Annotated in this window: 18 protein-coding genes and 1 CRISPR repeat array; of the genes, 11 read left to right on the top strand and 7 right to left on the bottom strand. The window is 71.9% G+C overall.

What is annotated here, in order from left to right; all coding sequences use genetic code 11:
- Positions 1–8: 8 nt before the first annotated feature.
- Positions 9–464: direct repeats of the CRISPR family, unit length 29 nt; unit sequence CGGTCCATCCCCGCGTGCGCGGGGCTTGC.
- 547 nt (positions 465–1,011) lie between these two features.
- From ACYVHU_RS05780 to ACYVHU_RS05765, 4 genes are all read left to right on the top strand, one after another.
- Positions 1,012–1,665 carry a TetR/AcrR family transcriptional regulator gene (locus tag ACYVHU_RS05780; RefSeq protein WP_078760564.1) on the top strand — a complete coding sequence of 218 codons (654 nt, stop codon included), beginning with the start codon at positions 1,012–1,014 and terminating at the stop codon, positions 1,663–1,665.
- Between the two features lie 37 nt (positions 1,666–1,702).
- Positions 1,703–2,887, top strand: a complete 1,185-nt coding sequence (locus ACYVHU_RS05775; RefSeq protein ID WP_078760565.1) for an acyltransferase family protein — start codon at positions 1,703–1,705, stop codon at positions 2,885–2,887.
- 96 nt (positions 2,888–2,983) lie between these two features.
- Entirely contained in the window at positions 2,984–3,160 is a 177-nt protein-coding gene (locus ACYVHU_RS05770; protein ID WP_159457218.1) for a hypothetical protein, read from the top strand.
- A 281-nt stretch (positions 3,161–3,441) separates the two neighbouring features.
- Positions 3,442–4,053: a VanZ family protein gene (locus ACYVHU_RS05765; protein ID WP_200813540.1), complete on the top strand. Its 612-nt coding sequence runs from the start codon at positions 3,442–3,444 to the stop codon at positions 4,051–4,053.
- A gap of 70 nt (positions 4,054–4,123) precedes the next feature.
- On the opposite strand, the gene ACYVHU_RS05760 is transcribed toward ACYVHU_RS05765, so the two are convergent.
- Positions 4,124–5,266 carry an acetyl-CoA C-acetyltransferase gene (locus tag ACYVHU_RS05760; RefSeq protein WP_078760567.1) on the bottom strand — a complete coding sequence of 381 codons (1,143 nt, stop codon included), beginning with the start codon at positions 5,264–5,266 and terminating at the stop codon, positions 4,124–4,126.
- A gap of 105 nt (positions 5,267–5,371) precedes the next feature.
- The gene (locus ACYVHU_RS05755) at positions 5,372–7,408 is read right to left on the bottom strand and encodes an MDR family MFS transporter (RefSeq protein WP_078760568.1); all 2,037 of its coding nucleotides are present in this window, start codon (positions 7,406–7,408) and stop codon (positions 5,372–5,374) included.
- Between the two features lie 212 nt (positions 7,409–7,620).
- Here ACYVHU_RS05755 and ACYVHU_RS05750 point away from each other — a divergent pair, with 212 nt between their 5' ends.
- Positions 7,621–8,763 carry an acyl-CoA dehydrogenase family protein gene (locus tag ACYVHU_RS05750; RefSeq protein ID WP_078760569.1) on the top strand — a complete coding sequence of 381 codons (1,143 nt, stop codon included), beginning with the start codon at positions 7,621–7,623 and terminating at the stop codon, positions 8,761–8,763.
- Between the two features lie 39 nt (positions 8,764–8,802).
- Complete coding sequence (locus ACYVHU_RS05745; RefSeq protein WP_200813541.1) at positions 8,803–8,973, top strand: hypothetical protein; 171 nt, start codon at positions 8,803–8,805, stop codon at positions 8,971–8,973.
- 48 nt (positions 8,974–9,021) lie between these two features.
- On the opposite strand, the gene ACYVHU_RS05740 is transcribed toward ACYVHU_RS05745, so the two are convergent.
- The 3 genes from ACYVHU_RS05740 to pdxH form a co-directional block, all read right to left on the bottom strand.
- The gene (locus tag ACYVHU_RS05740; RefSeq protein ID WP_078760570.1) at positions 9,022–11,277 is read right to left on the bottom strand and encodes an ATP-binding SpoIIE family protein phosphatase; all 2,256 of its coding nucleotides are present in this window, start codon (positions 11,275–11,277) and stop codon (positions 9,022–9,024) included.
- 194 nt (positions 11,278–11,471) lie between these two features.
- Positions 11,472–12,182: an iron-dependent transcriptional repressor DtxR gene (locus ACYVHU_RS05735; RefSeq protein WP_078760571.1), complete on the bottom strand. Its 711-nt coding sequence runs from the start codon at positions 12,180–12,182 to the stop codon at positions 11,472–11,474.
- Positions 12,183–12,420: 238 nt separating this feature from the next.
- Positions 12,421–13,083, bottom strand: a complete 663-nt coding sequence (gene pdxH, locus ACYVHU_RS05730; protein WP_078760572.1) for a pyridoxamine 5'-phosphate oxidase — start codon at positions 13,081–13,083, stop codon at positions 12,421–12,423.
- A 160-nt stretch (positions 13,084–13,243) separates the two neighbouring features.
- Here pdxH and ACYVHU_RS05725 point away from each other — a divergent pair, with 160 nt between their 5' ends.
- Positions 13,244–14,350 carry a citrate synthase 2 gene (locus ACYVHU_RS05725; protein WP_432938226.1) on the top strand — a complete coding sequence of 369 codons (1,107 nt, stop codon included), beginning with the start codon at positions 13,244–13,246 and terminating at the stop codon, positions 14,348–14,350.
- Positions 14,351–14,417: 67 nt separating this feature from the next.
- Here ACYVHU_RS05725 and ACYVHU_RS05720 read toward each other — a convergent pair whose 3' ends face one another.
- Positions 14,418–17,624, bottom strand: a complete 3,207-nt coding sequence (locus ACYVHU_RS05720) for a hypothetical protein (protein ID WP_498947716.1) — start codon at positions 17,622–17,624, stop codon at positions 14,418–14,420.
- 279 nt (positions 17,625–17,903) lie between these two features.
- Here ACYVHU_RS05720 and serC point away from each other — a divergent pair, with 279 nt between their 5' ends.
- From serC to ACYVHU_RS05705, 3 genes are all read left to right on the top strand, one after another.
- Positions 17,904–19,025: a PLP-dependent aminotransferase family protein gene (gene serC, locus ACYVHU_RS05715; protein WP_498947714.1), complete on the top strand. Its 1,122-nt coding sequence runs from the start codon at positions 17,904–17,906 to the stop codon at positions 19,023–19,025.
- Between the two features lie 108 nt (positions 19,026–19,133).
- Positions 19,134–20,129, top strand: coding sequence for a glycerophosphodiester phosphodiesterase family protein (locus ACYVHU_RS05710; RefSeq protein WP_078760576.1), 996 nt, complete (start codon positions 19,134–19,136; stop codon positions 20,127–20,129).
- A 4-nt stretch (positions 20,130–20,133) separates the two neighbouring features.
- On the top strand, positions 20,134–21,081 hold the full coding sequence (locus tag ACYVHU_RS05705) for an aminoglycoside phosphotransferase family protein (RefSeq protein ID WP_159457219.1): 948 nt from the start codon (positions 20,134–20,136) through the stop codon (positions 21,079–21,081).
- A 40-nt stretch (positions 21,082–21,121) separates the two neighbouring features.
- On the opposite strand, the gene ACYVHU_RS05700 is transcribed toward ACYVHU_RS05705, so the two are convergent.
- Complete coding sequence (locus ACYVHU_RS05700) at positions 21,122–22,189, bottom strand: hypothetical protein (protein ID WP_078760938.1); 1,068 nt, start codon at positions 22,187–22,189, stop codon at positions 21,122–21,124.
- Between the two features lie 102 nt (positions 22,190–22,291).
- Between ACYVHU_RS05700 and ACYVHU_RS05695 the strand changes: the two genes are divergently transcribed.
- Positions 22,292–23,017, top strand: coding sequence for a 3-keto-5-aminohexanoate cleavage protein (locus ACYVHU_RS05695; protein ID WP_078760577.1), 726 nt, complete (start codon positions 22,292–22,294; stop codon positions 23,015–23,017).
- The last annotated feature ends 102 nt before the right edge of the window (positions 23,018–23,119 follow it).

Below are 23,119 nucleotides of genomic sequence, written 5' to 3'. Positions count from 1 at the left end.
CTTCAGCTCGGTCCATCCCCGCGTGCGCGGGGCTTACACCGAGCGCGCCTACCCGGAGCTGGTCAACCACGGTCCATCCCCGCGTGCGCGGGGCTTGCTCGGCCGCGCCGCCCAGAGTGATCCCCGAGCGCGGTCCATCCCCGCGTGCGCGGGGCTTGCCCCGTAGGTAGGGGTCGCCAGGGCGTCCAGCTCGGTCCATCCCCGCGTGCGCGGGGCTTGCAGGTGAGCGCGTGCACGTCGGACTGACCAACCCGGTCCATCCCCGCGTGCGCGGGGCTTGCGGCACGTTCCTGGGGTGGTTCAACCTCGCCGGCGGTCCATCCCCGCGTGCGCGGGGCTTGCCCAAGGCGGCCGGTTTGATGCAGCATCAACCTCGGTCCATCCCCGCGTGCGCGGGGCTTGCCTGCTGGAGCTGGCCGCCTCCGACGAAACCGACGGTCCATCCCCGCGTGCGCGGGGCTTGCAGAAGATGACCTGCGGGTTCGCGGGCCGTTATCTCCGCTTTATAAAACTCGGGAGCCCATTGGTGCGGCCCGTGGGTCGAGCCGGTGACAGTCATTCTGCCCGAAGGTTCTCCTTTCGGGACCGTGAAACCGGAGGGGCGCTCCGCGCGAGGAGCGCGTCATCCCAACGGGTGCCGTCATGACCCAGACGGGCCCCTCCCCGCCTGCGCGGGAGTGCACCCAGCCGACGACACCGCCGGGTAAGAGGCCGTCCCCTCCCCGCGCGCGGGGAGCACCGTCGTGACCTGGGACGTCATCAGTGGATCTCTCCCCGGAGCGGCCGCTTCCCGGAGCTCGGGTACGAGGCCCCGAAGCGCCCCGCGGCCCCCGGCTTCCAGGGTCCGGCGCCTCCCGCTCTTCCCGGGCGTTCGGAAGCCCTCCGCCGCCCGGTCGGTCTCCGAGCGTGTTCGCAGGACCCCTCCCGCCCCTGAGACGGGCCAGGGTCCTCTCAGGGTTACCTAGGGGGAAACCCCTATTGTCACCTGGCCATGCGTGCTAAATTCTGGCCATGCGGTCAGAAAATAAGCCAAGCGGCCAGAAGAACAGGAAGGGTCGTTCGTTCATCGAGCAGGCCCGGCGGGCGCAGATCATCGACGCCGCGATCGCCACGATCGCCGACGTCGGGTTCGCCAACGCCTCGTTGGCCCGGATCGCCGAGCGCGCCGGGATCAGCAAGGGCGTCATCTCCTATCACTTCGCGGGAAAGGACGAGCTGGTGCAAAAGGTGGTGGACCAGATCTACACCGACGTCGCCGATTCGGTGGTCGCCGAGATCACCGAATGGACCGAGGCGCCCACCGCCACCGCGGTCCTGCGTACCCACATTCTGACCGTGGCCGCCTATATGCGCGACCATCGCGAACACCTGAAGGCGCTGAGCGAGATCTTCACCGGATTCCGCGACCCCGACGGCCGTTCCCGCTACGGCGTGCAGAGCAGCGACCCGATCTACGACTCCCTGGAGGCCGTGTATCGGACCGGCCAGGAGCGCGGGGAGTTCCGCCCGTTCGACACGCGGGTGATGGCGGTCAGCCAGCAGGCGGCCATCGACCACATGTTCGCCTACTGGGAGAACCACCCCGAGCACGATCTCGACGCCTACGCCCGCGAGCTGGCCGACCTCTTCGAGCACGCCACTCGCGCCATCCCTCCCGGGAGCTGATCCCGGGCCCCCACCGGTACGGAAGCGAGCCCCCCAGATGACCGAACAGGTACACCCCCCAACGGCCCCCGGCCGTCCGGAACCTCCCCGGACGGCCGGGCGGCCCCGGCTCTACTACGTCGACAACCTGCGCGTGGTGCTGACCGTCCTGGTCCTGGCCCACCACGTCGCCGTCACCTACGGCAACATCCCCGTCTGGTACTACAGCGAGCCGGCCACCGACGGCTCGGGGGCGCTGCTGGACCTGCTGGTCATCACCAACCAGACCTTCTTCATGGGCTTCTTCTTCCTCATCTCCGGGTACTTCGTGCCCGGCTCGCACGACCGCAAGGGGGGACGCGGCTTCGTCCGCGAGCGGCTGGTCCGGCTCGGCGTGCCGCTGCTGCTGTTCCTGCTGATCCTGCGCCCGATCGTGATGCACCCCAGCTTCGTCCTCATCCAGGAGGCGTCCGCCGCCGAGGGCACGGAGCTCCCGTACTGGCTGTTCTACCTGCTCTCCTGGGACCCGGGGCCGTTGTGGTTCGCCGAGGTGCTGCTGGTGTTCTGCCTGGTCTACGTGCTGGTGCGGCGGTTGCGCGACCGGCGGGCAAAGGACGTGGAAGCCGTGCCCGCGGCCCCCGGCCGGCTGCCCGGCCCGCTCGCGGTGGTGGCGTTCACGGTCGGGCTGGCGCTGGTCAGTCACGTCTGGCGCACCCTCTTCCCCGCCCTGCACTGGCCGGTCGTGGGCCTGCCCAGCCCGCAATACCTGCCGCAGTACGTGGCCCTGTTCGTCGTCGGCGTGTTCGCCTTCCGCGGGGACTGGCCCCGGCGGATCCCCCGCAAGGCGGGCGGGGTGGCCCTGGCCGTGGCCGGGGTGGCGTTGACCGCCTGGATCGCGGTGCACGTCCTGTGGGACGGGACCGTCCCGGGACCGGACGCCCTCGCGCCCGCGGTGCTCCTGCTGGTGGAGAGCACCTTCGCGGTGTCGGTGATCATCGCCCTGACCGTCCTGTTCCGCGAGCGTTTCAACCGGCAGGGCCGGTTCGGCCGGCTCCTGGCCGACAACGCCTTCGCCGTGTACGTCCTGCATCCGCTGGTGCTGATCGGGGTGAGCATGGCGTTGAGCGGCTGGGAGGCGATCGCCGTGGCGAAGTTCGCGGTGGTCTTGGTGCTCTCGGTGCCGCTGTGCTGGCTGGTGGCCGTCCTCGTCCGGGCGATCCCGGGGGTCAAACGGTTCCTGTGACGCCCCGCGGAGCGGGTGGGGGCGCCGTGCCGGTTACCCCGCCGTGAAGGCGGGTAGCGGCGCGGGGCACGACCGGCACGCGAGAGGAGCGGCGCGATGACGATGCCCGAGGAGAACAGGGCGAAGACCGGCGACACCGACCAGAACCTGCCGTCCCCCGATGAGGAGAACGAGCAGGGCAACGGGGAGGAGCGCGACGACCGGAGCCAGATGAGGGCCGCGCTGGAGGACGAGATGAAGCGGACGGGGACGACCCGCGAGGACTTCGAGTAGGCGCGCCCCGAGACGCTTCGCCGGCCGGTTCCCTCCACCCGGCCCCACGGCCCCCGCGGGCACGTTCCGCGGGGGCCGTCCCGTCTCCCCGAAGCGGGTCCGGCCGTTCCGGGCGTAGCGGACGACCGGATCCCCGACCCGGCCACCGGAACCCGCTGTTCCCGGCCCCCGCCCGCATGATTCCCCGAGCAGGGGGAATCCTCCGGGCGCGTCGGTGGCAGGACCGGTCCTCCCGGCCCGTTCCCGGTGATCCACCGGCGCAGGCGGCTCAGGAGGAAACGATGAACGTCCCCTCTCCGCAGACCGACGGACAGCCCGGCCCCGTCCGGGCCACACCCACGGAGCCGGGACAGCCCTCCCGGCTCCGGGCGTTCGGGGTACTGGTACTCCGCGCCCTCGCCGTGCTGGTGGCGTTCGTCGCCATGGTCGGCTTCGCGGCCTTCCTCGCCCAGATCACGCTCACCCCCGTGCCCGGCGCGGTCGGCGTGGTCCACAGCAACCTGGAGCCGGGCGCGTCGCTGCGGCTGTACCTGGACGCCCCGGCGCACGAGGCGCTCAAGCAGGTCGGCGGCAACGTCGTGCTGGGCGTCCCCTTCGGGGTGCTGCTGCCGGTGCTGCTGCCGCGGACGCGCGGCGTTCGGGTGGTGCTGTTGACCGCGCTGGTGATGTTGCTGGTGGAGGTGGCCCAGGGGCTCCTGGTGACGGGACGCGCCTTCGACATCGACGATGTCATCCTCAACACCTCGGGGGCGCTGATCGGGTACGCGGTGGTCGGCCGGCGTATCGCGCGGACCGTGCACCGGTCCCATCGGCGCCGCCGGGGCGCGCGGCACGCGGCCCGGGCCGAGCCCGGCGATGAGGCCACGGAGTCCACGCGGGCCGGCGCCGGCTAGGAGGCGGCCCGGCCGCCGAAGGTCCCCGGCCCTCGTCCGAGCGGCGAGGGGCGGGGACCCCCGCGCCCGATCAGACCCGCTCGACGATCGTGACGTTGGCCTGGCCGCCGCCCTCGCACATCGTCTGGAGGCCGTAGCGGCCACCGGTGCGGTGCAGTTCGTGGACGAGCTTGGTCATCAGCACGGCACCGGTCGCGCCGAGCGGGTGGCCCAGCGCGATCGCGCCGCCGTTGGGGTTGACGGTGGCGGGGTCGGCGCCGATCTCACGCTGCCAGGCGAGGGGGACGGGCGCGAACGCCTCGTTGATCTCGGTGACGTCGATGTCGCCGATGCTCAACCCCGCCTTCTTCAGCGCGATGCGGGTGGCGGGGATCGGCGCGGTGAGCATGTAGACGGGGTCGTCGCCCACCAGCGAGAGCTGCACGATGCGGGCCAGCGGGGTCAGCCCGTGGTCGGCCACCGCGCGCTCCGAGGCGATCAGGACGGCCGCGGCGCCGACGGAGATCTGGCTGGCCACCGCGGCCGTGAGCGCCCAGCCCTCGCGCAGCGGCTTGAGCCCGGCCATGGCCTCCAGGGAGGTGTCGGGGCGCACCCCCTCGTCGCGGGTGACGCCGGCGATCGGGGCGACCTGCCCGTCGAAGCGGCCCTCGGCGAGGGCGGTGGCGGCCCTGCGGTGGCTCTCCAGCGCGTAGACCTCCAGGTCCTCGCGGGAGAGACCCCACTTCTCGCACATGAGCTGGGCGCCGCGGAACTGGGAGATCTCCTGAAGGCCGTAGCGTTCGACCCACCCCTCGCCGTAGAGGGCGAGCCCGGCGTCGATCGCGTACTGGACGTTGGAGCCCATGGGGACCATGCCCATGTTCTCCACGCCGGAGGCGACCACGAGGTCCTGGGTGCCGGACATGACCCCCTGCGCCGCGAAGTGGACGGCCTGCTGGGAGGAGCCGCACTGGCGGTCGATGGTGACGCCGGGGGTGGTCTCGGGCAGGCCCGCCGACAACCAGGAGGTGCGGGCGAGGTCGAGGGCCTGAGGGCCGACCTGGCTGACGCAGCCCATGATGACGTCCTCGACCGCCGAGGGGTCCACCCCGGTGCGGTCGACGAGTTCCCTGAGCACGTGCGCCCCCAGGTCGGCGGGGTGCACGGCGGCCAGCGCGCCCTTCTTCGTCCCTACGGGGGTGCGGACCGCTCCGACGATGTATGCCTCAGCCACGGTGTCCTCCTGGGGGCCTCCGGTCGAACCTGTAAACCGAACCATATTCGGCCGAGGGCGGCCGGCACGACCCCGGGGCGCGATTGCGCGAGGTGGGCGGGCGTCCTACAGCGGGCGGGCGGGCCCCGGGTCGCGGACCAGCTCGGCGTCGGACTCCTCCCCCAGCGTCCGCCGGGACAGGTCGTAGAGCAGGGCCACCAGTTCGGGATGCTCCTCGGGCGAGTAGTCGCGCAACGCCCGGTGCAGCGCGTCGTCCTGGGCCTCGAAGAGCCGGCGGGCGACGTCGCGCCCGTGGGCGTTGAGCCGCCACGTCGAGGACTCGTCGGCGAGCAGGCGCGCGGCGGTGAGCTCCTGGTGCACCTGGTCGAGGGTCTCCTCCCGGGCCTTGGACAGGCGCGCCAGTTCCTCCCCGGTGATGGGACCGGTGACCGCCATGTGCGTCACCAGCCAGCACGCGGCCGGGGACAGGTCGACGTGGGCCTCCCCGGCCAGCCGTTCGTACATCCGCCGCCCGCCCTGGCGGCCGCTGATCCGCCAGGCCATCCGCTCGACCGCGGCGAGACGGTCGCGGCTGGTCGCCACCGGCGCGATCGTCTCGTCCAGGTCGGGGGTGCCGACCGTGGTGCGCAGCGGGACCTGGCGCAGGAACAGCGAGAGGAGGAAGGCGATGGCGGCCACCGGGACCGCGGCCAGGAAGACGGTGTCCACCGAGTCGGCGTAGGCGCCCAGGAACAGCTCGCGCGACTCGGCCGGGAGCTGCGCGAGCAGCCCCGTCTCGTTCTGGAGGCGTTGGATGTCCATACCGGCCGGGACCTGGATGCGCCCGGCCAGTTCGCTGATGTTGTCTTCGAGCTGCGCGGCGAACACCGCGCCGAAGATCGAGGTGCCGAACGCGCCGCCGATGGAGCGGAAGAAGGTCGCCGCGGACGTGGCCACCCCCAGGTCGCGGTACTCGGCCGCGTTCTGCACGGCGATGACGACCACCTGCATGGTCAGTCCCAGGCCCACCCCGAGCAGGAAGAAGTAGCCGCTCATGACCCACACCGAGGTGTCGGGTCGCAGGTGGGAGAGCAGGTAGAGGGCGACGGTCACCACCGCGGTCCCCACGATGGGGAAGAGCCGGTAGTGGCCGGTGCGGCTGACGAGAATGCCACTGCCGATCGAGCACAGCAGCAGGCCCAGCACCATGGGCAGCAGGTGCAGCCCCGAGGCGGTGGGTGAGTAGCCGTGCACCACCTGGAGGAACAACGGCAGGTAGGCCAGCGCCCCCATCATCGCGAACCCCACCGCGAAGCTCACCAGCACCCCGACGAGGATGACCGGGTTGCGGAACAGCCCCAGCGGCAGCACCGGCTCGGCCGCCCGGCGCGCGCTCAGCCACCACAGCGCCCCCAGGATGACGGCGGCCACGGCCAGGCCGATGATCTGCGGGGAGATCCAGTCATAGGTGGTGCCGCCCCACGAGGTGATCAGCACCAGCGCGACCGATGTCGCGCCGAGCAGCACGATCCCGGCGTAGTCGACGTCGGTGCGGCGGACGTCGGGACGCAGCGCGGGCAGCACGAACACCAGCACCACCAGCGCGACGACGCCCAGGGGGAGGTTGACGTAGAACACCCAGCGCCACGACAAGTTGTCGACGATGAACCCGCCCAGCAGCGGGCCGGCGACGCTGGCGACCCCGAACACCGCGCCGAACAGCCCCTGGTACCTGCCGCGCTCCCGGGGCGGCACCACGTCGCCGATGATCGCCTGGGCCAGCACCATGAGCCCGCCGCCGCCGACGCCCTGGACGGCCCGGAACAGGATGAGGTGTTCGAAGGTCCGGGCCAGCCCGCACAGCGCCGAGCCCACCAGGAAGATGACGATGCACAGCAGGAACAGCCCTTTGCGGCCGAACTGGTCGCCGAGCTTGCCCCACAGGGGCGTGGTCGCGGTGACGGCGAGCAGGTAGGAGGTGACCACCCAGGAGATGTGGCTGAGGCCGCCGAGGTCGGAGACGATCGTGGGCATGGCGGTGGACACGACCGTCTGGTTCAACGCCGACACCAGCACCGCCAGCAGCAGCGCGCCGACGATGACGAGGACGTGCGTCTCCCCCGCCTGCCGGCGCCTGCGGTAGGACGCCGCGTGCTTGGCCATGGCTCGCTCCCCCGTTCGAGACACCGGTCCCGCACATGACAATACGCTCAGTAACGTCTTCTTCACCTAGAGCGACGCAGTGAAGTTCCGACATCGGCGCCGGGAACACCTGCCATGTAAAACCGAACAGGATTCGGTTACGGTGTCCCCAGCAGACGACGGACACCGACCACCGCCCGCGCGGCGGCGCCGGCGCGACCGAGGGAGCGGAGATGCGCAGGGAACTCTTCGACACCGAACACGACCTCTTCCGCGCCTCCGTGGCCGAGTTCCTCAAACGCGAGGTCACCCCCTTCCACCCCCAGTGGGAGAAGGACGGCATCGTCCCGCGCGAGGTCTGGACGAAGGCCGGCGAGGTCGGCCTGCTCGGCCTGGGAGTGCCCGAGGAGTTCGGCGGCTCCGGGATCGACGACTACCGCTTCAACGCCGTGGTGGGTGAGGAGATCACCGCCGCCGGCGCCTCGGGGCTGGGCTTCACCCTGCAAAACGACGTGATGGCCCCCTACCTGGTCGGCCTGACCACCGACGAGCAGAAGCGCCGCTGGCTGCCCGGCTTCGCCGACGGGAGCCTCATCACCGCCATCGCCATGACCGAACCCGGGGCCGGCAGCGACCTCCAGGGCATCCGCACCACGGCGGTCCGCGACGGCGACCACTACGTCCTCAACGGGCAGAAGACCTTCATCACCAACGGCATCAACGCCGACCTGGTGATCGTCGTGGCCCAGACCGACCCCGACGCCGGCGCGCACGGCTTCTCCCTCATCGCCGTGGAGCGGGGCACGCCCGGCTTCGAACGGGGACGCAACCTCGACAAGATCGGCCTCAAGGCCCAAGACACCGCCGAGCTGTCCTTCACCGACGTGCGCGTGCCCGCCGCCAACCTCATCGGCACCGAGAACCAGGGCTTCATCCACCTGATGCGCAACCTGCCGCAGGAGCGGCTGTCGATCGCCGTCGCGGCGACCGCGGGCGCGGAGCGGATGCTCGCCCGGACCATCGACTACTGCAAGGAACGCACCGCGTTCGGCCGCCCCATCGGCAGGTTCCAGAACACCCGCTTCGTCCTTGCCGAGCTCGCCACCGAGATCGACCTCGCCCGTACCTACGTCGACCGCGCGATCACCCTGCACAACCGCGGCGAACTCACCGCCGAGGACGCGGCGAAGGCCAAATGGTGGACCACCGAACTGTGCAACAAGGTGATGGACCGCTGCCTCCAGCTCCACGGCGGATATGGGTACATGATGGAGTACCCCGTGGCGAAGGCCTGGCAGGACGCCCGCATCCAGTCGATCTTCGGTGGGACGACCGAGATCATGAAGGAGATCGTGGGACGCTCGCTGGGCCTGTAGCCACGTCCCCTCGGGTCACGGCGAAAGGGTCACGACGACATGTACTCCGGCGCGTACGACGGTGCCATCGTCCTTGGACTGCTGGTCATCCTCCTGGTCCTGGGGGTGCGCATGCTCCGCCGCCGGATACACGTCCCCTGGACGACCGGCGGGATCGTGGTGTTCTTCATCTTCCTGGTGCTGCTGCTGTGGGCGTGGTCCTGGCGGTGACACAACGGTGCGGGGCCCGTCGAGCGACGGGCCCCGCACCGTGGAAGCTCACTCGCCCTGCATGGGCACCTCGAACCAGACGGCCTTTCCGTCGGGGGTGGGACGCGACCCCCAGCGGGTGGCCAGCTGGTCGACGAGGTACAGGCCCCGGCCGCCCTCGTCGTCGGCGCCCGCGCTCCTGATCCGGGGCAGGCGCAGGTCGTGGTCGAACACCTCGACCCACACCGACGACGCGCCCCGCCGCAACCGGAGCAGGAACTCGCGGCTGGGCTGCTCCTCGGGTTCGCCGCCCGCCTCCTCCAGCAGGTCCGACCAGTCCTCGTCGAAGTCGTCGAACCCGCCCCCCGACACTCCGAAGTCGGTCGCGGCGTCGGAGTCCTTCACCCCGTTGGCGGTGAACTCGCGGCTCACGGGGTGCGGGGTGGCGTGGATGACGACGTTGGTGACGATCTCCGACACCAGCAGGCAGGCGAGCTCGGCCTGGTCGCGGTCCATCCCCCAGTCGGCGAAGGTCGACGCGGCGAGGTGGCGGGCCTCGGCGACGGTGGGCGCCTCGGCGACGAACCAGCCCTCCTGAAGGGCGAGCTCCTCGGGGTGGGAGCGCACCACCAGCAGCGCGGTGTCGTCGTCGATCTCGCCGGGGACCGCGGTCACGGCGGCCTCGGCGATCTGCTCCACGTCCTTGCTGGCGACCTCGCGCACCCGGTCGTGCAGCCGCGCCATCGAGCGGGCGATGTCGACCGTGCCCCCCAACGGGCGGCGGTCGACCAGGCCGTCGGTGTAGAGCAGCAGCGTGGCGCCCGGCGGGAGGGTGAGCGTGGCCTGGTGGTAGACCCCGTCGTCGAGGCCGGCCCCCTTGACCTTGACCCCCAGCAGGCGGTCGGTCACCTCGAGCTCCAGGTCCTCGACCCGGCCCTCGCAGATGAGCAGGGGCGGCTGGTGGCCGGCGTTGGCGTAGGACAGCTCGCGCGACCAGGCGTCGTAGACCATGTACAGACAGCTGACGCTGGGCACCCACACGCCGCCCTCGCCGTCGGGACGGCCGAGCTGGCGGACCCACTCGTCGAGCTCGCGCAGGATGTCGGCGGGTTCGCGGTCGGCCTGGGCGAAGGCGCGCAGCGCCGCGCGGAGCTGGCCCATGACCGCCGCGGCGTGCGGCCCCCGGCCCTCGACGTCGCCGACGACCATGCCGACCCGGCCCGCCGACAGGGGGATGACGTCGTAGAAGTCACCGCCCACCTGGGTCTGGATGCCGTGGCCGTGGGTCTCCAGCGGCTTGGCGGGGATGTAGCGGTGGGCGATCGTCAGGCCGTCGAAGGCGGGGAAGGAGCGGGGCAACAGGCTGTTCTGGAAGGCGAGCGCCGTGCTGCGCTCCTCCTCGAACAGCCGCGCGTTGTCGATGGCCAGCGCCACCCGCGAGGCGATCGCGCCCACCAGGTCACGGTCGAACCCGTCGTAGGCGGTCTTGTCGCGGGGGGACAGGTTGGACAGCGCGAGCGTCATGGCGCCCAGCAGCTCGCCCCGGGCCCGCAGCGGCGCCGCGATGGCCGAGGTGATGCCGACCTGCTCGGAGACGATGGCCGAGTGCTCGTTGGGGGCGACGTTGCCGGCGTGCACGTAGTCGCCGACGACGATGGTCTCGAGCCGCCGCATCGCCTTGCGCACGAAGTGGTGGTCGGGGTAGCTGACCTCCTCGCCGACGTCGATCCAGCTCCCGGGCGGGGGCCGCCACCCCTCGGCGTGCACCGAGACCTTGCGGACGAGACGGTCGTGGTCGTAGAGGTCGATGAAGCAGTGGTCGGCGAACTGGGGGACGAGGATCTCGGCGACCGACTTCATGGTGGTGCCGAACTCCAGGGAACTGGAGAGCCGGGTGCCGACCCGGTCGATCAGGCCGTACTGCTCCTCGACCCGGCCGTTGCGCATGGCCTCGTAGGCGAAGATGACGATGCCCTCGATGGCACCGGAGGAGTGCTTGTACGGAACGGCCTGGGCGCGCACGTGGATCCAGGTGGAATCGCCGCGCAGGGCCGCGAACGTGCCCTCCCAGGTCTCGCCCTTGAGGACCCTGCGGGCGAGCTGGGCGGCGTTCTCGGAGTCGGCGTCGTGGACGCCGATGTCGAGCAGGGAGGCGCCGAGGTGGTCACGACCGCGCGAGAGGCCGAACAGCTCCGCCGCGTAGGCGTTCCAGTAGCGGAGGTGACTGAAGCGATCGGTGACGATGACGGCGACCTGTGCATGATCCAGGACCTCGGCCCCTGCGAGCGGGTCCTCGCCGGAGAAGGTCTCCCCCCACCGCTTCATAAAGTCGCCACCTCGCCGTCACGGACCGTACTCATGATGACCCACACGTCCCGCACCGCCCCCGCGTGACGGGTACCTGGAGCTCCACGTCGACCGGCCCACGCCATGAGGTGAGGGTAGCAACAGGGAGAACACGCGCGCAGACCAACGTGACATCTGTCCGCGGAGCACCGCCCCGGCACTTCACGGATGTATCACGGCTTGGTGACGAAAATATGGCCGGCGATCTGCCGCGGCAGATCGGTCGGCTCACCGTCCCCGTTCGCCCCACTGCTCACCCGGACGCCATCGTCGCCGGCGACGACCACCACGTCCTGCTCGGGCCGGACCCCGGCGCGCTTGAGGAGCAGCATGACCTCGGTGTCGCTTTGGACCTGCTCGCTGATGCGCCGCACGGTGACGGCGGTCTCGACCGCGTTGGCGACCTCGACCATCGGGACGATCGAGTCGTCGGAGAAGGGCTCGGGCGAGTAGTCCTTGAGCCCGAGCTCGTCCAGACCGGGGATCGGGTTGCCGTGCGGGCAGACCGAGGGGGCGTTGAGCAGCTTGACCAGGCGTTCCTCGACGGCCTCGGAGATGACGTGCTCCCAGCGGCAGGCCTCGACGTGGACGTCCTCCCAGGGCAGGCCGATGACGTCGACGAGCAGCCGCTCGGCGAGACGGTGCTTGCGCATGACGTGAGTCGCGAGCGTGCGCCCCTCCTCGGTCATGACGAGGTGCCGGTCGTTCTCGACACGCAGCAGGCCGTCGCGTTCCATGCGCGCGACGGTCTGGCTGACCGTCGGACCGCTCTGCTGGAGTCGTTCGGCGATACGAGCGCGAAGCGGCACGATGCCCTCTTCTTCGAGCTCGAAGATGGTGCGGAGGTACATCTCCGTGGTGTCGATAAGCCCGTGTGCGGTCAAGGCTCCCCCTCCCCTCGTGGGCCCGTTGAGAGCGTTCAACGGCAGATCTCTCAACGCGGGCCAGCGCGCTCGTGTTCCGGGGTGTCCATGCGGTCTGCGCCGCATTTCGTCGGGTCACAGCGCTCCTGGCCGCGGGAGCGGCCACCGATATCCCCATCATAGCGTGGCAACGGAAGGCCCACTTCCCGGCAATGCACGGACCGTAACCGGGTCACACCCCCCGCGACCGGCCGTGGCCCTAGGGGGAGAGCCGGTCGATCTCCCACCCCTCCTCGCCGCCGTCCGGGGCGGGAAGGTAGCGGAAGCGGTCGTGCATCCGGTCGGGACGCCCCTGCCAGAACTCCACCTCCGTGGGACGGATGCGGAACCCGCCCCAATAGGAGGGGCGCGGCACCGGCTCGCCCGGCGCCCACCTCCGCTCGAACCGCGCGTACAGCTCGTCGAGCTCCTCCCGTCCCGTCACCCGGGCGGACTGCCGCTCGCTCGCCCACGCCCCGATCTGCGAGCCGCGGGGGCGGCGCGCGAAGTAGGCGTCGTTCTCCTCGTCACTGAGACGTTCGACACTGCCGCAGACGACCACCTGCCTGCGGAGCGCGTGCCAGGGAAAGACCGCGCAGACCCGGGGTTCGGCCTGGAGGGCGCGCCCCTTGCGGGAGGTGTAGTTGGTGAAGAACCGCAGGCCACGCTGGTCGTAGCCCTTCAGCAGGACGGTCCGCGCCCGGGGTGCGCCGGTCTCCTCCACCGTGCTCAGCACCATGGCGTTGGGTTCGGCCAGCCCCGCCGTGTGCGCCTGTGTGAACCAAATGTGAAACTGCTCCATGGGATGCGGAGCCAGAGCGGACCGGTACAAGGGCGTACCGTCGTAAGGTTCACGCAGCTCGGCGGGGTCACAATGGTCCATAGTGGTGCATCCTCACACGACCTGGAGGCAAGGCGCCAGCCGACGATAGAACCACCAGGCCTATCGGAACCATTGCGGCACCTCGCGTGTCATCGAAAAATGCCTAACCGGTTCACTGGACCAACCCCGTCCATGGACCGAGAAGACGGAGGAAGCCGGTATGTCGGACTTCAAACCCGGGCTCGAAGGAGTCGTGGCGTTCGAGACCGAGATCGCCGAACCGGACAAGGAGGGCGGCGCCCTCCGGTACCGGGGCGTCGACATCGAAAGCCTCGTCGGTCACGTCACCTTCGGGCGCGTATGGGGGCTGCTGGTCGACAACAGCCTCGATCCCGGACTTCCCTTCGCGGACCCCATCACCCCGCCGGTCTCGACCGGTGACGTGCGCGTCGACGTCCAAAGCGCGCTGGCGACCCTGGCACCGCGCTGGGGCTTCAAGCCGCTGCTCGACATCGACGACGCGGAAGCGCGCGACAACCTCGCCCGCGCGGCCTCCGCCGCCCTGTCCGTGATCGCCCAGTCCGCCCGCGGCGACCAGCCCGCGGTCCCGCAGGAGCGGGTCGAGGAGGGCTCGACCGTGGTCGAGCGCTTCATGATCCAGCTCCGCGGCGAGCCCGACCCCCGCCACGTCAAGGCCGTCGACGCCTACTGGACGTCGGCCGCCGAGCACGGCATGAACGCCTCGACGTTCACCGCCCGCGTCATCGCCTCCACCGGCGCCGACGTGGCCGCCGCGCTCTCCGGCGCCGTCGGCGCCATGTCCGGCCCGCTGCACGGCGGCGCCCCGGCCCGCGTGCTGCACATGCTCGACGAGACCGAGCGCATCGGCGACGCCCGCGCCTACGTCACGCAGGCGCTCGACAAGGGCGAGCGGCTCATGGGCTTCGGCCACCGCGTCTACCGCGCCGAGGACCCGCGCGCCCGCGTGCTGCGCCGCACCGCCAAGGAGCTCGACGCCCCGCGCTACGAGGTGGCCGCCGCGCTGGAGACCGCCGCGCTGGAGGAGCTCCAGGCCCGCAAGCCCGACCGCGTCCTCGCCACGAACGTCGAGTACTGGGCCGCCGTGGTCCTGGACTTCGCCGAGATCCCCTCAACGCTGTTCACCTCGATGTTCACCAGCGCCCGCACCGCCGGCTGGTCGGCGCACATCCTGGAGCAGAAGCGCACCGGCCGCCTGGTCCGCCCCAGCGCCCGCTACACCGGTCCGGCCGAGCGCGACATCGCCACGGTCGAGGGCGCGAAGGAGGCCCTGGGCCAGGGCGTCTGAGCACCCGTGGAGCACACCTGAGAAGACCTCGTGGCCGTCGGCCACGGGGCCTTCTTGGTTTCCGGGGCTACTGGCAGCCGGGCCCCTGGAACTCGTCCCCCGCGGCGATCGGGCCGCACACGGCGATCGGCACCTGCCCGCCGCCCGGCCCGGGTTGGACGAGCTGGATCATCTTGTCCTCGAACCAGTGCCCCGCCTCCTCGCTCCCGAACTGGATGAGCCCGCTGACACCGCTGATGTCGCGCGTCTGCGTGATCGCCGCCAGCAGGTCCCTGGGCGGTGCCAACCTGTCGCCGTCGCCGACCCGCTGCCGCTCCTGGGTCCGGCGCACCGCCTCGGTGACCACGAACAGCCCGTCGGAGGCCATGACGGCGTGGGCCCACGAGGGGCGCTCGGTCGGCCCCTGCCCCTCCGAAGCCACGTTCAGCCCCAGTTCCTCCTCCAAGGCGCCGAGCTGCTCGTAGTATCCGGCGTCGCCGCGCTCGCCCCGGACGCCCCAGGTGCCCGTGGCGGCGAGGGGCGTGTAGTAGACCGGGTACTCCTCGGCGTGGGTCGCGAGCTCCCCCAGGTTGTCGGAGATGTACTTGCTGACGTCGTCGCCGGCCAGGACGCGGACCCCCGACACGCAGCGTCCCCGGGTGCGCAGGTCGGCGTAGAAGGCGCCGAAGTCGTCGGAACGGCCGGCGTAGTAGACGAGGTCGGGAGGGTCGGCGCAGATCTCGGCGACGCGCTCGCGCAGGGTCGGCTGTCCCTGGCCCCCGTAGGTGAGGACGCCCCGCTCCGAGAGCTGCCCGTCGGCTCTGGGCAGCCGCGTCCCCAGATCGGGGATCGTCCCGCCCAGTGCCTCGAACCGGGCGAGGAAGGTCGTCGCCAGCCCCACCCCGTACAGCTCGCCGGTGGAGTCGTCGGCGATGGCGATCGCGTCGCCGGACGGTTCGAGTCCGCCCTCCTGTCCCGCGCCGGCCCCGTAACGGGCCCAGTAGGCGGCCTGTTCGGCGATGCGCGTGTTGGAGGGGGCGATGGGGAAGAAGTAGGCGCTGTGCCGGAAGGGTTCCAGCAGGCTGATCTGGTCGTAGGTCGCCGTCGTGCCGACCATGGGCAGCCCCGCCTCGGTGAGCCGCGAGATGGCCTCGCGGGTCGGGGCGAGGCTGGTGCCGAACCCCAGCGCGACCAGCAGCGTGGGGTCCTGCCCGATCCGGTCGGCGATCATGTCGGCGACCCTGGGCGCGTGCTCCCAGGTCTGGCCGGCGTTGGCGAGCAGGATGCGCACCTGCGCGTAGCCGTGCCGGGGGAACTCGTCGTTGTAGGAGCGCTGCCCGTGGGCGAGCCCGAGCAGCTCGCCGTGGGTTCCGGCCAGCAGGTCGTTCTCGTCCTGGGTGTCGCGCACGGTCAGCGCACCGAAGTAGACGACCGTGACGTAGGGCCTGTCGGTGTCGACGGCGGCGTTCTGTTCGGCGATGCGCTGTTGGACCGACTCCAGCCGCTCGTGGAAGTCGAACGACCCGTCGGTGATCCCGACGCACTCGCCGGCCACCTCGACGATGCCATCGGGGGGCCGGTAGGCCGAGCCGCGCACGCAGGGGTTCCCGCTGCGGGCGAGGGCCGGCAGCATGTGCCAGAACAGGGCGAAGACCAGCACGGCGGCGAGTACTCCCCCACCGGTGAGGGAGCCCAGCCACAGCAGCGGCGTGGCGACCCGTTCCCGGTCGGCCGCCGCCACGGCCTCCTTCGCCCGCGGGCCCGCCGTGACCTGTCCCGTGACGACCCTGCGGGGGCCGAGCCGCCCCACCGCCTGCCGGGTCGCGTTCCAGGTGCCGAGCTCGTCGGGGAGCGTTCCCACCGTGGACGCCGCGTCGCGCGCGTCCACCACGCGCGTCAGTTCCGGCGGGAGCGCGGAACTGGAGGTGCGCACCACCACGACGACGAGCGGGTCGGGGAAGCGGTGCTCGCGCCGGACCCGTTCCAGCAGCCGCAGCAGGTACAGGCTCACCGCGTCGGCCCCGGCCGACCAGTCGACGACGAGGACCGGGGCGCGGTGCCGGCCCCGCCGGGGCAGCACCCCGTGCCGGCGCCGCGTGGAACCGTAGACGTCCTCCAGGTCCGACAGCAGCGCGTTCACCGCGAGCAGGTGCAGTGCCGAGGGCTGCTGCGGGTCGGGGGCGCGCTTCTTCCTGGCCGCCGCGCCGCGCTCGACGGCCTCCCTGGCCCTTCCCCGCTGGACGTCGTTGACGAGGTGCAGCCCCATGTCGCGGTGGCCGGCGCGCGCCCCCTTGGCCTGGATGGCCTCGTCCCTCAGGTAGGGCTGGCGGCGCAGCCACCGGTACCGCCGCCAGGGCAGCACCAGCAGCAGGAGCATCAGCAGGTACGGAACGAGCAGGACGACCGCGAGCACGACCGACATGACGTCGTCGAGGGTGCCCGCGCCGCGCGCGAGGACCGGGATGCCGATCGCGGCGACGGTGGTGAGGATGAAGCCGATCGGCGCGATCAGCCGCTCCTCCATCCGCCCGAAGGTCAGCCGTTCGGAGCAGAAGGCGACGAACCGGTAGAGCAGGTCGGTGAACCGCCAGATCCGGTCGGACCAGCCCTGCGGCAGGGCCGCGGTCCACGGGCCGGGGCCGGCGCCCGAACCTCCCCGAAGCTGCTCGGCGACGTAGATCTGGGCGCGGCGGTCCAGGGGCAGTCCAACGGGGTCGGGCGCGGAGGTGGAGTTGTGCAGCCTCTGGTAGACCTCGGCGGCGTCCAGGCGGACCAGGTGCCCCAGGGAACGGAACCGGCGCAGCCGAGGGCGCGGCGGGTCCTGGCTCACGCGCAGGTGGCGCTGGAGGAAGGTGGCCCCTCCGGCCGCCCCCGTGCCCGCCAGCTGGTCGGCGATCTCCTCCAGGCGGCGGTGCAGCTCGTCGGTGGAGACCGGTCCCGGCGCGCGGCCGACCGCGCGGGCGCTTCGGGGGGTGCGGGCCACGGGTTGGTTGCCGCAGCGCCGCACCAGCAGGTCTGTTGCCTCGCGGGCCTCCTGAAAGCCCGCGGCGACCAGGTCCAGCACCGGCGGGGGCGCCACGATCTCCCCGCCCCACGGCGCCGACGCCGGTTCGGGGCGTTCGGTCGGGCGCCGCCGGTCACGCCTGCGGGCCTCCCGGTGCCATCGGCGCACCTCCTCGGGGGCCGGCCGTCTCCTGAGAGCGTCGAAGACCCTCAGGAAGCCCGGCGTGGGGGCGACCGGGGCCGCCGAGGCTCCCGATCGGGGGGTGGGCCGGTGGCCGGAGGTCTGACTCATGGATGTCTCCGCTGGGGGTGCGGTGTCGCCGAGTGGGTCCGATCGCCGTTCTCCGACTATCCAGAAAAGGGATTTCTCTTATCGAATTCGGCCTTAACGGATTATGCGTCGCCCCGGGGAGTAGATAAAGAAGACAGCCGATTATGGCCACAAAGCGACATCTTGATCATCCCTGTTACGTGTTCACAGCAGGAAAAGGGTCGACACGCCCTCGCGCCCCCTCCCCGACCCCCTCCCCTCACCTGCGTCGCCACCGGCGCTGCGGGTACGCTTGGCCGAGTGACCGAGATCCAGATTCCCGCGAACATCCTGCCCGGTGACGGCCGCTTCGGCTGCGGCCCGTCCAAGGTCCGCCCCGAGCAGCTGAACGCCCTTGCCTCCTCCGGCAGCACCTACTTGGGCACCTCCCACCGCCAAAAGCCCGTCAAGTCCCTCGTCGGGCGGGTCCGCTCCGGTCTCGCCGACCTCTTCTCCCTGCCCGAGGGGTACGAGGTCGTCCTCGGAAACGGTGGCACGACCGCCTTCTGGGACATCGCGGCCCACGGACTCGTCCGGGAGAAGTCCCAGCACCTGTCGTTCGGCGAGTTCTCCTCGAAATTCGCGAAGGTCACCAAGGGCGCCCCGTGGCTGGCCGAGCCGACCGTGATCACCACCGACCCCGGCACCCACGGCGAACCCCGCGCCGAAGAAGGCGTCGACGTCTACGCCCTCACCCACAACGAGACCTCCACCGGTGTCGCCGCGCCGATCCGGCGTGTCGCGGGCGCCGCCGACGACGCCCTCGTCCTGGTCGACGCCACCAGCGGCGCCGGCGGCCTGCCGGTCGACATCACCGAGACCGACGTCTACTACTTCGCCCCGCAGAAGAGCTTCGCGGCCGACGGCGGCCTGTGGGTGGCGATCATGTCCCCCAAGGCCGTGGAGCGGGTCGCCGAGATCGCCGGCGGCGACCGCTACATCCCGGAGTTCTTCTCCCTGCCCACCGCGCTGGACAACTCCCGCAAGGACCAGACCTACAACACCCCGGCCGTGGCCACCCTGCTGCTGTTCGCCGAGCAGATCGAGTGGCTCAACGCCCAGGGCGGCCTCGACTGGGCGACCCGCCGCACCGCCGAGTCCGCCAACATCCTCTACACCTGGGCCGAGAAGTCCGCGTTCGCCACCCCCTTCGTCGCGGACCCGGCGCAGCGCTCCCAGGTCGTGGGCACCATCGACTTCTCCGCCGAGGTCGCCGCCGCCGCCGTCGCCAAGGTGCTGCGCGCCAACGGCGTGGTCGACACCGAGCCCTACCGCAAGCTCGGCCGCAACCAGCTGCGGATCGGCATGTTCCCCGCGATCGAGCCGGCCGACGTGCAGGCGCTCACCGAGTGCGTCGACCACGTCGTCGGCGCCCTGGGCTAGACCCCGGGAACCAGGACCACGGTGGCCGGCCCGGGGACGTCATCCCCGGGCCGGCCCCTTCACGTCGGAGCGAGAACGGACCCGAAGGGTCGGACGGACGGATCGGCTGTGCGCAGGAACAAACCGGAACTCCCCATCAAGATCATCTCCCACCGGGGCGCGTCGGGTCACCGGCCCGAACACACCCTGGCCGCCTACGAACTGGGGGCGCGCTACGGCGGCGACTTCATCGAGGTGGACCTGGTGGCCACGAAGGACGGCCACCTCATCGCACGGCACGAACCCGAGATCGGGCACACCACCGACGTCGCCGCGCACCCGGAGTTCGCCGACCGGCGGACCACCCGGACCATCGACGGACGCGAGATCACCGGCTTCTTCGCCGAGGACTTCACGTTGGAGGAGATCTCGCGGCTGCGCGCGGTCGAACGGATCCCCGACGTGCGGCCCGACAACGCCGCTCTTGACGGCCAGTACCCGATCCCGACGCTGGCCGAGATCGTCGAGTTGGCCAAGAGGCTCACCGGCGAACTGGGGCGGCCGATCGGCGTCTACCCCGAGACCAAGCACCCGGCCTACCACGCCGCGGCCGGGCTGGAGCTGGAACCCCCGCTCATCGCCCTGCTGCGCGACAGCGGGCTGGCCGGCCCTGACCCCGAGGTGCCGGTCTTCCTCCAGTCCTTCGACCCCGAGAGCCTGAAGAAGCTGCGGGAACTGGAGGTGCCGCTCGTGCAGCTCGCCCACTCCGGGGCGGCGTTCGACGACGCGCTGACCCCCGAGGGACTGGCCCGCATCGCCGAGTACGCCGACGCGATCGGCCCCGACAAGACCCGCATCATCCCCCTGGGCGCGGACGGCGAGCCCGGCGAGCCGACGACCCTCGTCGAGGACGCCCACGCGGCGGGACTGCTCGTCCACCCCTACACCTTCCGCAGCGAGAACGCCTTCCTGCCCCCCTCGCTGCGGTCGGGGCAGGACGCCACGGCCTACGGCGGGTTCGCCGCCGAGTACGAGGCGTTCTTCGAACTGGGGGTCGACGGGGTCTTCACCGACCACTCCCGGCACGCCTACCTCGCCCGTGAGCTCTTCCTCCAGGAGCAGTAGAACGGTGGACCCCACGCCTCCCCGCCCCCGGCCCGCGCCCCCACCGGCCAGGGTCCGCGCCACGGTCGCGACGCTGCCGGGCGGGCCGGCCTGGCTCGCGGAACTGCCCGCCCTGCTGGAACGGCTGTGCGCGGAGTGGGGGCTGCGGCCCGACCGGCCCTTCGACGGGGGGAGCTGTTCGTGGACGGCGCCCGTCACCACCGCCGAGGGCGGGCGCGCGGTCATCAAGGTGCCCTTCCCGCACCGCGAGGCGCGCGGCGAGGCCACCGGGCTGCGGCTGTGGGACGGCGCGGGCGCGGTGCGGCTGTACCGGGCCGACGAGGACAGCGGCGCGCTGCTGATCGAACTGTGCGCCCCCGGCGATCCGCTGAGCGACGCCGGGGGACGCCCCGAGGAGACGCTCACGGCCGGGGCGGCCACGCTGCGCTCGCTGTGGGAACACGCCCCCGGCGAGAGACCGGGACTCGAACGGATCGACGACGTCGCCGCCGAATGGGCGCCCCTGCTCCGGGAACGCGCGCACCGCCACCGCGGCCTGCTGGACGGGGCGCTCGCCGAACACGCCGCCGGACTGTTGGAGACCCTGCCCGCGACGGCCGCGCGGCGCGTCGTCGTACACGGGGACTTCAACCCCGGCAACGTGCTGCGCGCACGGCGCGCCCCCTGGCTGGCCATCGACCCCAAGCCGATGTCGGGCGATCCCTGCTACGACCCCTGGCCGCTGCTCATGCAGATCGACCCGCCGATGGGGGCCGCGGATCCGGGGCGCAGGCTGCGTTCCCGGCTCGCGCTCGTGGCCGATGTGCTCGGCCAGCCGGCCGAACGGATCGCCGCCTGGGCGTTCGCCCGCTCGACGGAGTCGGCCTACGAACTGCTCGACCGCGGGCTGGGCGACGCGGCCGAGGAGGAGATCACGGCCGCCCGCGCCCTGGCCCGGACCGCCGGGGTGTGATCGGGGCGGGGACCGCCCGCGACCAGACCGGGAGGCGTCCTCACCCGCGACGGGCCAGCAGGACGATCCCCGCGATCAGCACCGCGGCCACGGCCGCGCCCGCCAGGATGCCGCCCGCCGCGCCCCGCTCCTCCTCCGTGGCCGCCTCCGCCGCGCCGTCCGGGGTCGCCTCCACCGCGCCGTCGGGGGTTCGCGCGGCCTCGGGCTCGGCCGGCCCGACCGAGGTGTCCCCACCGGCCTCCTCCAACGGCACCCGCCACACCGGGCTGCCGGGGCCCTCGGTCCCCGCCAGCAGCGCCGTGCCGCCGGCGTCGAACGCCAGCGACTCGCCCTGGTCCAGCCGTGGCAGCGTGACGCTGCGGAGCGTGCGGCCGGGCACGCCCGGCTCGGCGTCGTAGAGGACGGCGTTCCAGTAGGTGCGGATGGCGTAGCGCGATCCGTCGGGGGCGAAGGTGGCGTCCGTGGCGTACAACGGTGCCGAGCCGACCCGGACGAGTTCGTTGACCCCGTCCGGGTCCAGTTCCGGCGGTGCCGCGTAGACGCCCCCGGCCAGCTCCTTGCTGACGACGTAGAGACGGCCGTCGCGCGGATCGACCATCATCGCCTCGGCGTCACGGCCACCGTCGGCGTAGGTGAGGGTGTAGGTGGTGGCCTCGACGGTCTGGTCGGTGAGCTGGGCCGGTTCGGTGAAACGGTGGACGCGGACATTGGGCCAGCCGCCGTTGAAGTTGTCCCCGATGTCACCGACGTAGACCGCGGGCGCCCCGCTGTCGTCGGTCCCCACCGCGATCGCCTCCCAGTCGCGCGCCTCCACCCCGGCGAGGGTGATCGTCGCGACCGTCCGCCCCTGCCCGTCCACCGCGTACACGTCCGGCCCGTACTGGTCACCGCTGTCGTTGTGCGTCCAGTAGACGTCCTCGTGGCGTCCTGACGCGGTCAGGCCGCTGGACTCGGTGATCCGGGGGTCGGAGAGCCGGAAGGCGAGCTCCGAGCCCTCCGGCAGGCCCGCGGTGGCGGAGGGGTCGGGGTCCGGGGGCGGCGTGGAGCCGAGCGTCGCGGCGAGCACCGCGATCGCCAACGGCACCCGGACGACGGCGTTCCTCGTCATGATCGGCATCTTCCCCCATCAGCAGGGCGGTCGCGTGGCTTGCGCCCCGCGCCCCGTGGGCATGTTCCGCTTCAGGAACGGGTCCGAGGCGAGAGGATGGCCATGAGGATAGTCGCCTGCCTGAACGGTGATCGGCTCCCCGGAGCCCACCCCACTCTTCCGGTCTCGGCGGAGCAGGTCGCCGCGGACGCGGAGGCGGTCGTGGCCGCCGGCGCCACCGAGATCCACGTCCACCCCCGCGACGGCCGCGGCGAACAGTCGCTGGAACCCCAGGTGGTGGCACCGCTGCTGGAACGGCTGCGCGCGGCCGTCCCCGGCGTACCGATCAGCGTGACCACGGCGCTGACGGCGGAACCCGATCCCTGGCGCCGCTTCGACCTGGTGCAACGCTGGGGCGCGCTGCCGGACTCGGCGACGGTGAACCTGCACGAGCCCGGGGCGATCGAGGTGGCGCGGCTGCTCGCCGACCGCAGGGTGCCGGTCGAGGCCGGGCTGCGCGACGTCAACGCGGCCCGCATCCTGGTGGCCAGCGGTATCGCCGAGGAGTTCTCCTCGGTGCTGGTGGAGCCGGAGGAACCCGAGGTGCGCGGCGCCCTGGACCAGGCGGCGCGGATCGGGGCGGTCCTGGAACGGGCCGGGCTGGCGGACCTTCCCAGGATGCTCCACGGCGCGGAGGAGACGGCCTGGCCGCTCCTGGACGCCGCGGTCGCCGAGGGGCTGGACGTGCGAATCGGGCTGGAGGACACGTTGCGCTCCCCCGACGGCGCCGAGACCGACGGTAACGCGGCCCTGGTGACGCTGGCGGTGGCCAGACTGCCCGAACGCTGACCCGCGGCCGCGCGAGCGGGACCGCCTACTGCACGAGGGCGCCGATGACGACGATGAGCATGATCGCCGCGAGCACCGTGGGCAGCAGCCAGCGCTGCTTGC

Source organism: Marinactinospora endophytica, assembly GCF_054780875.1.
This window is presented reverse-complemented; position numbering and strand designations above follow the sequence as displayed.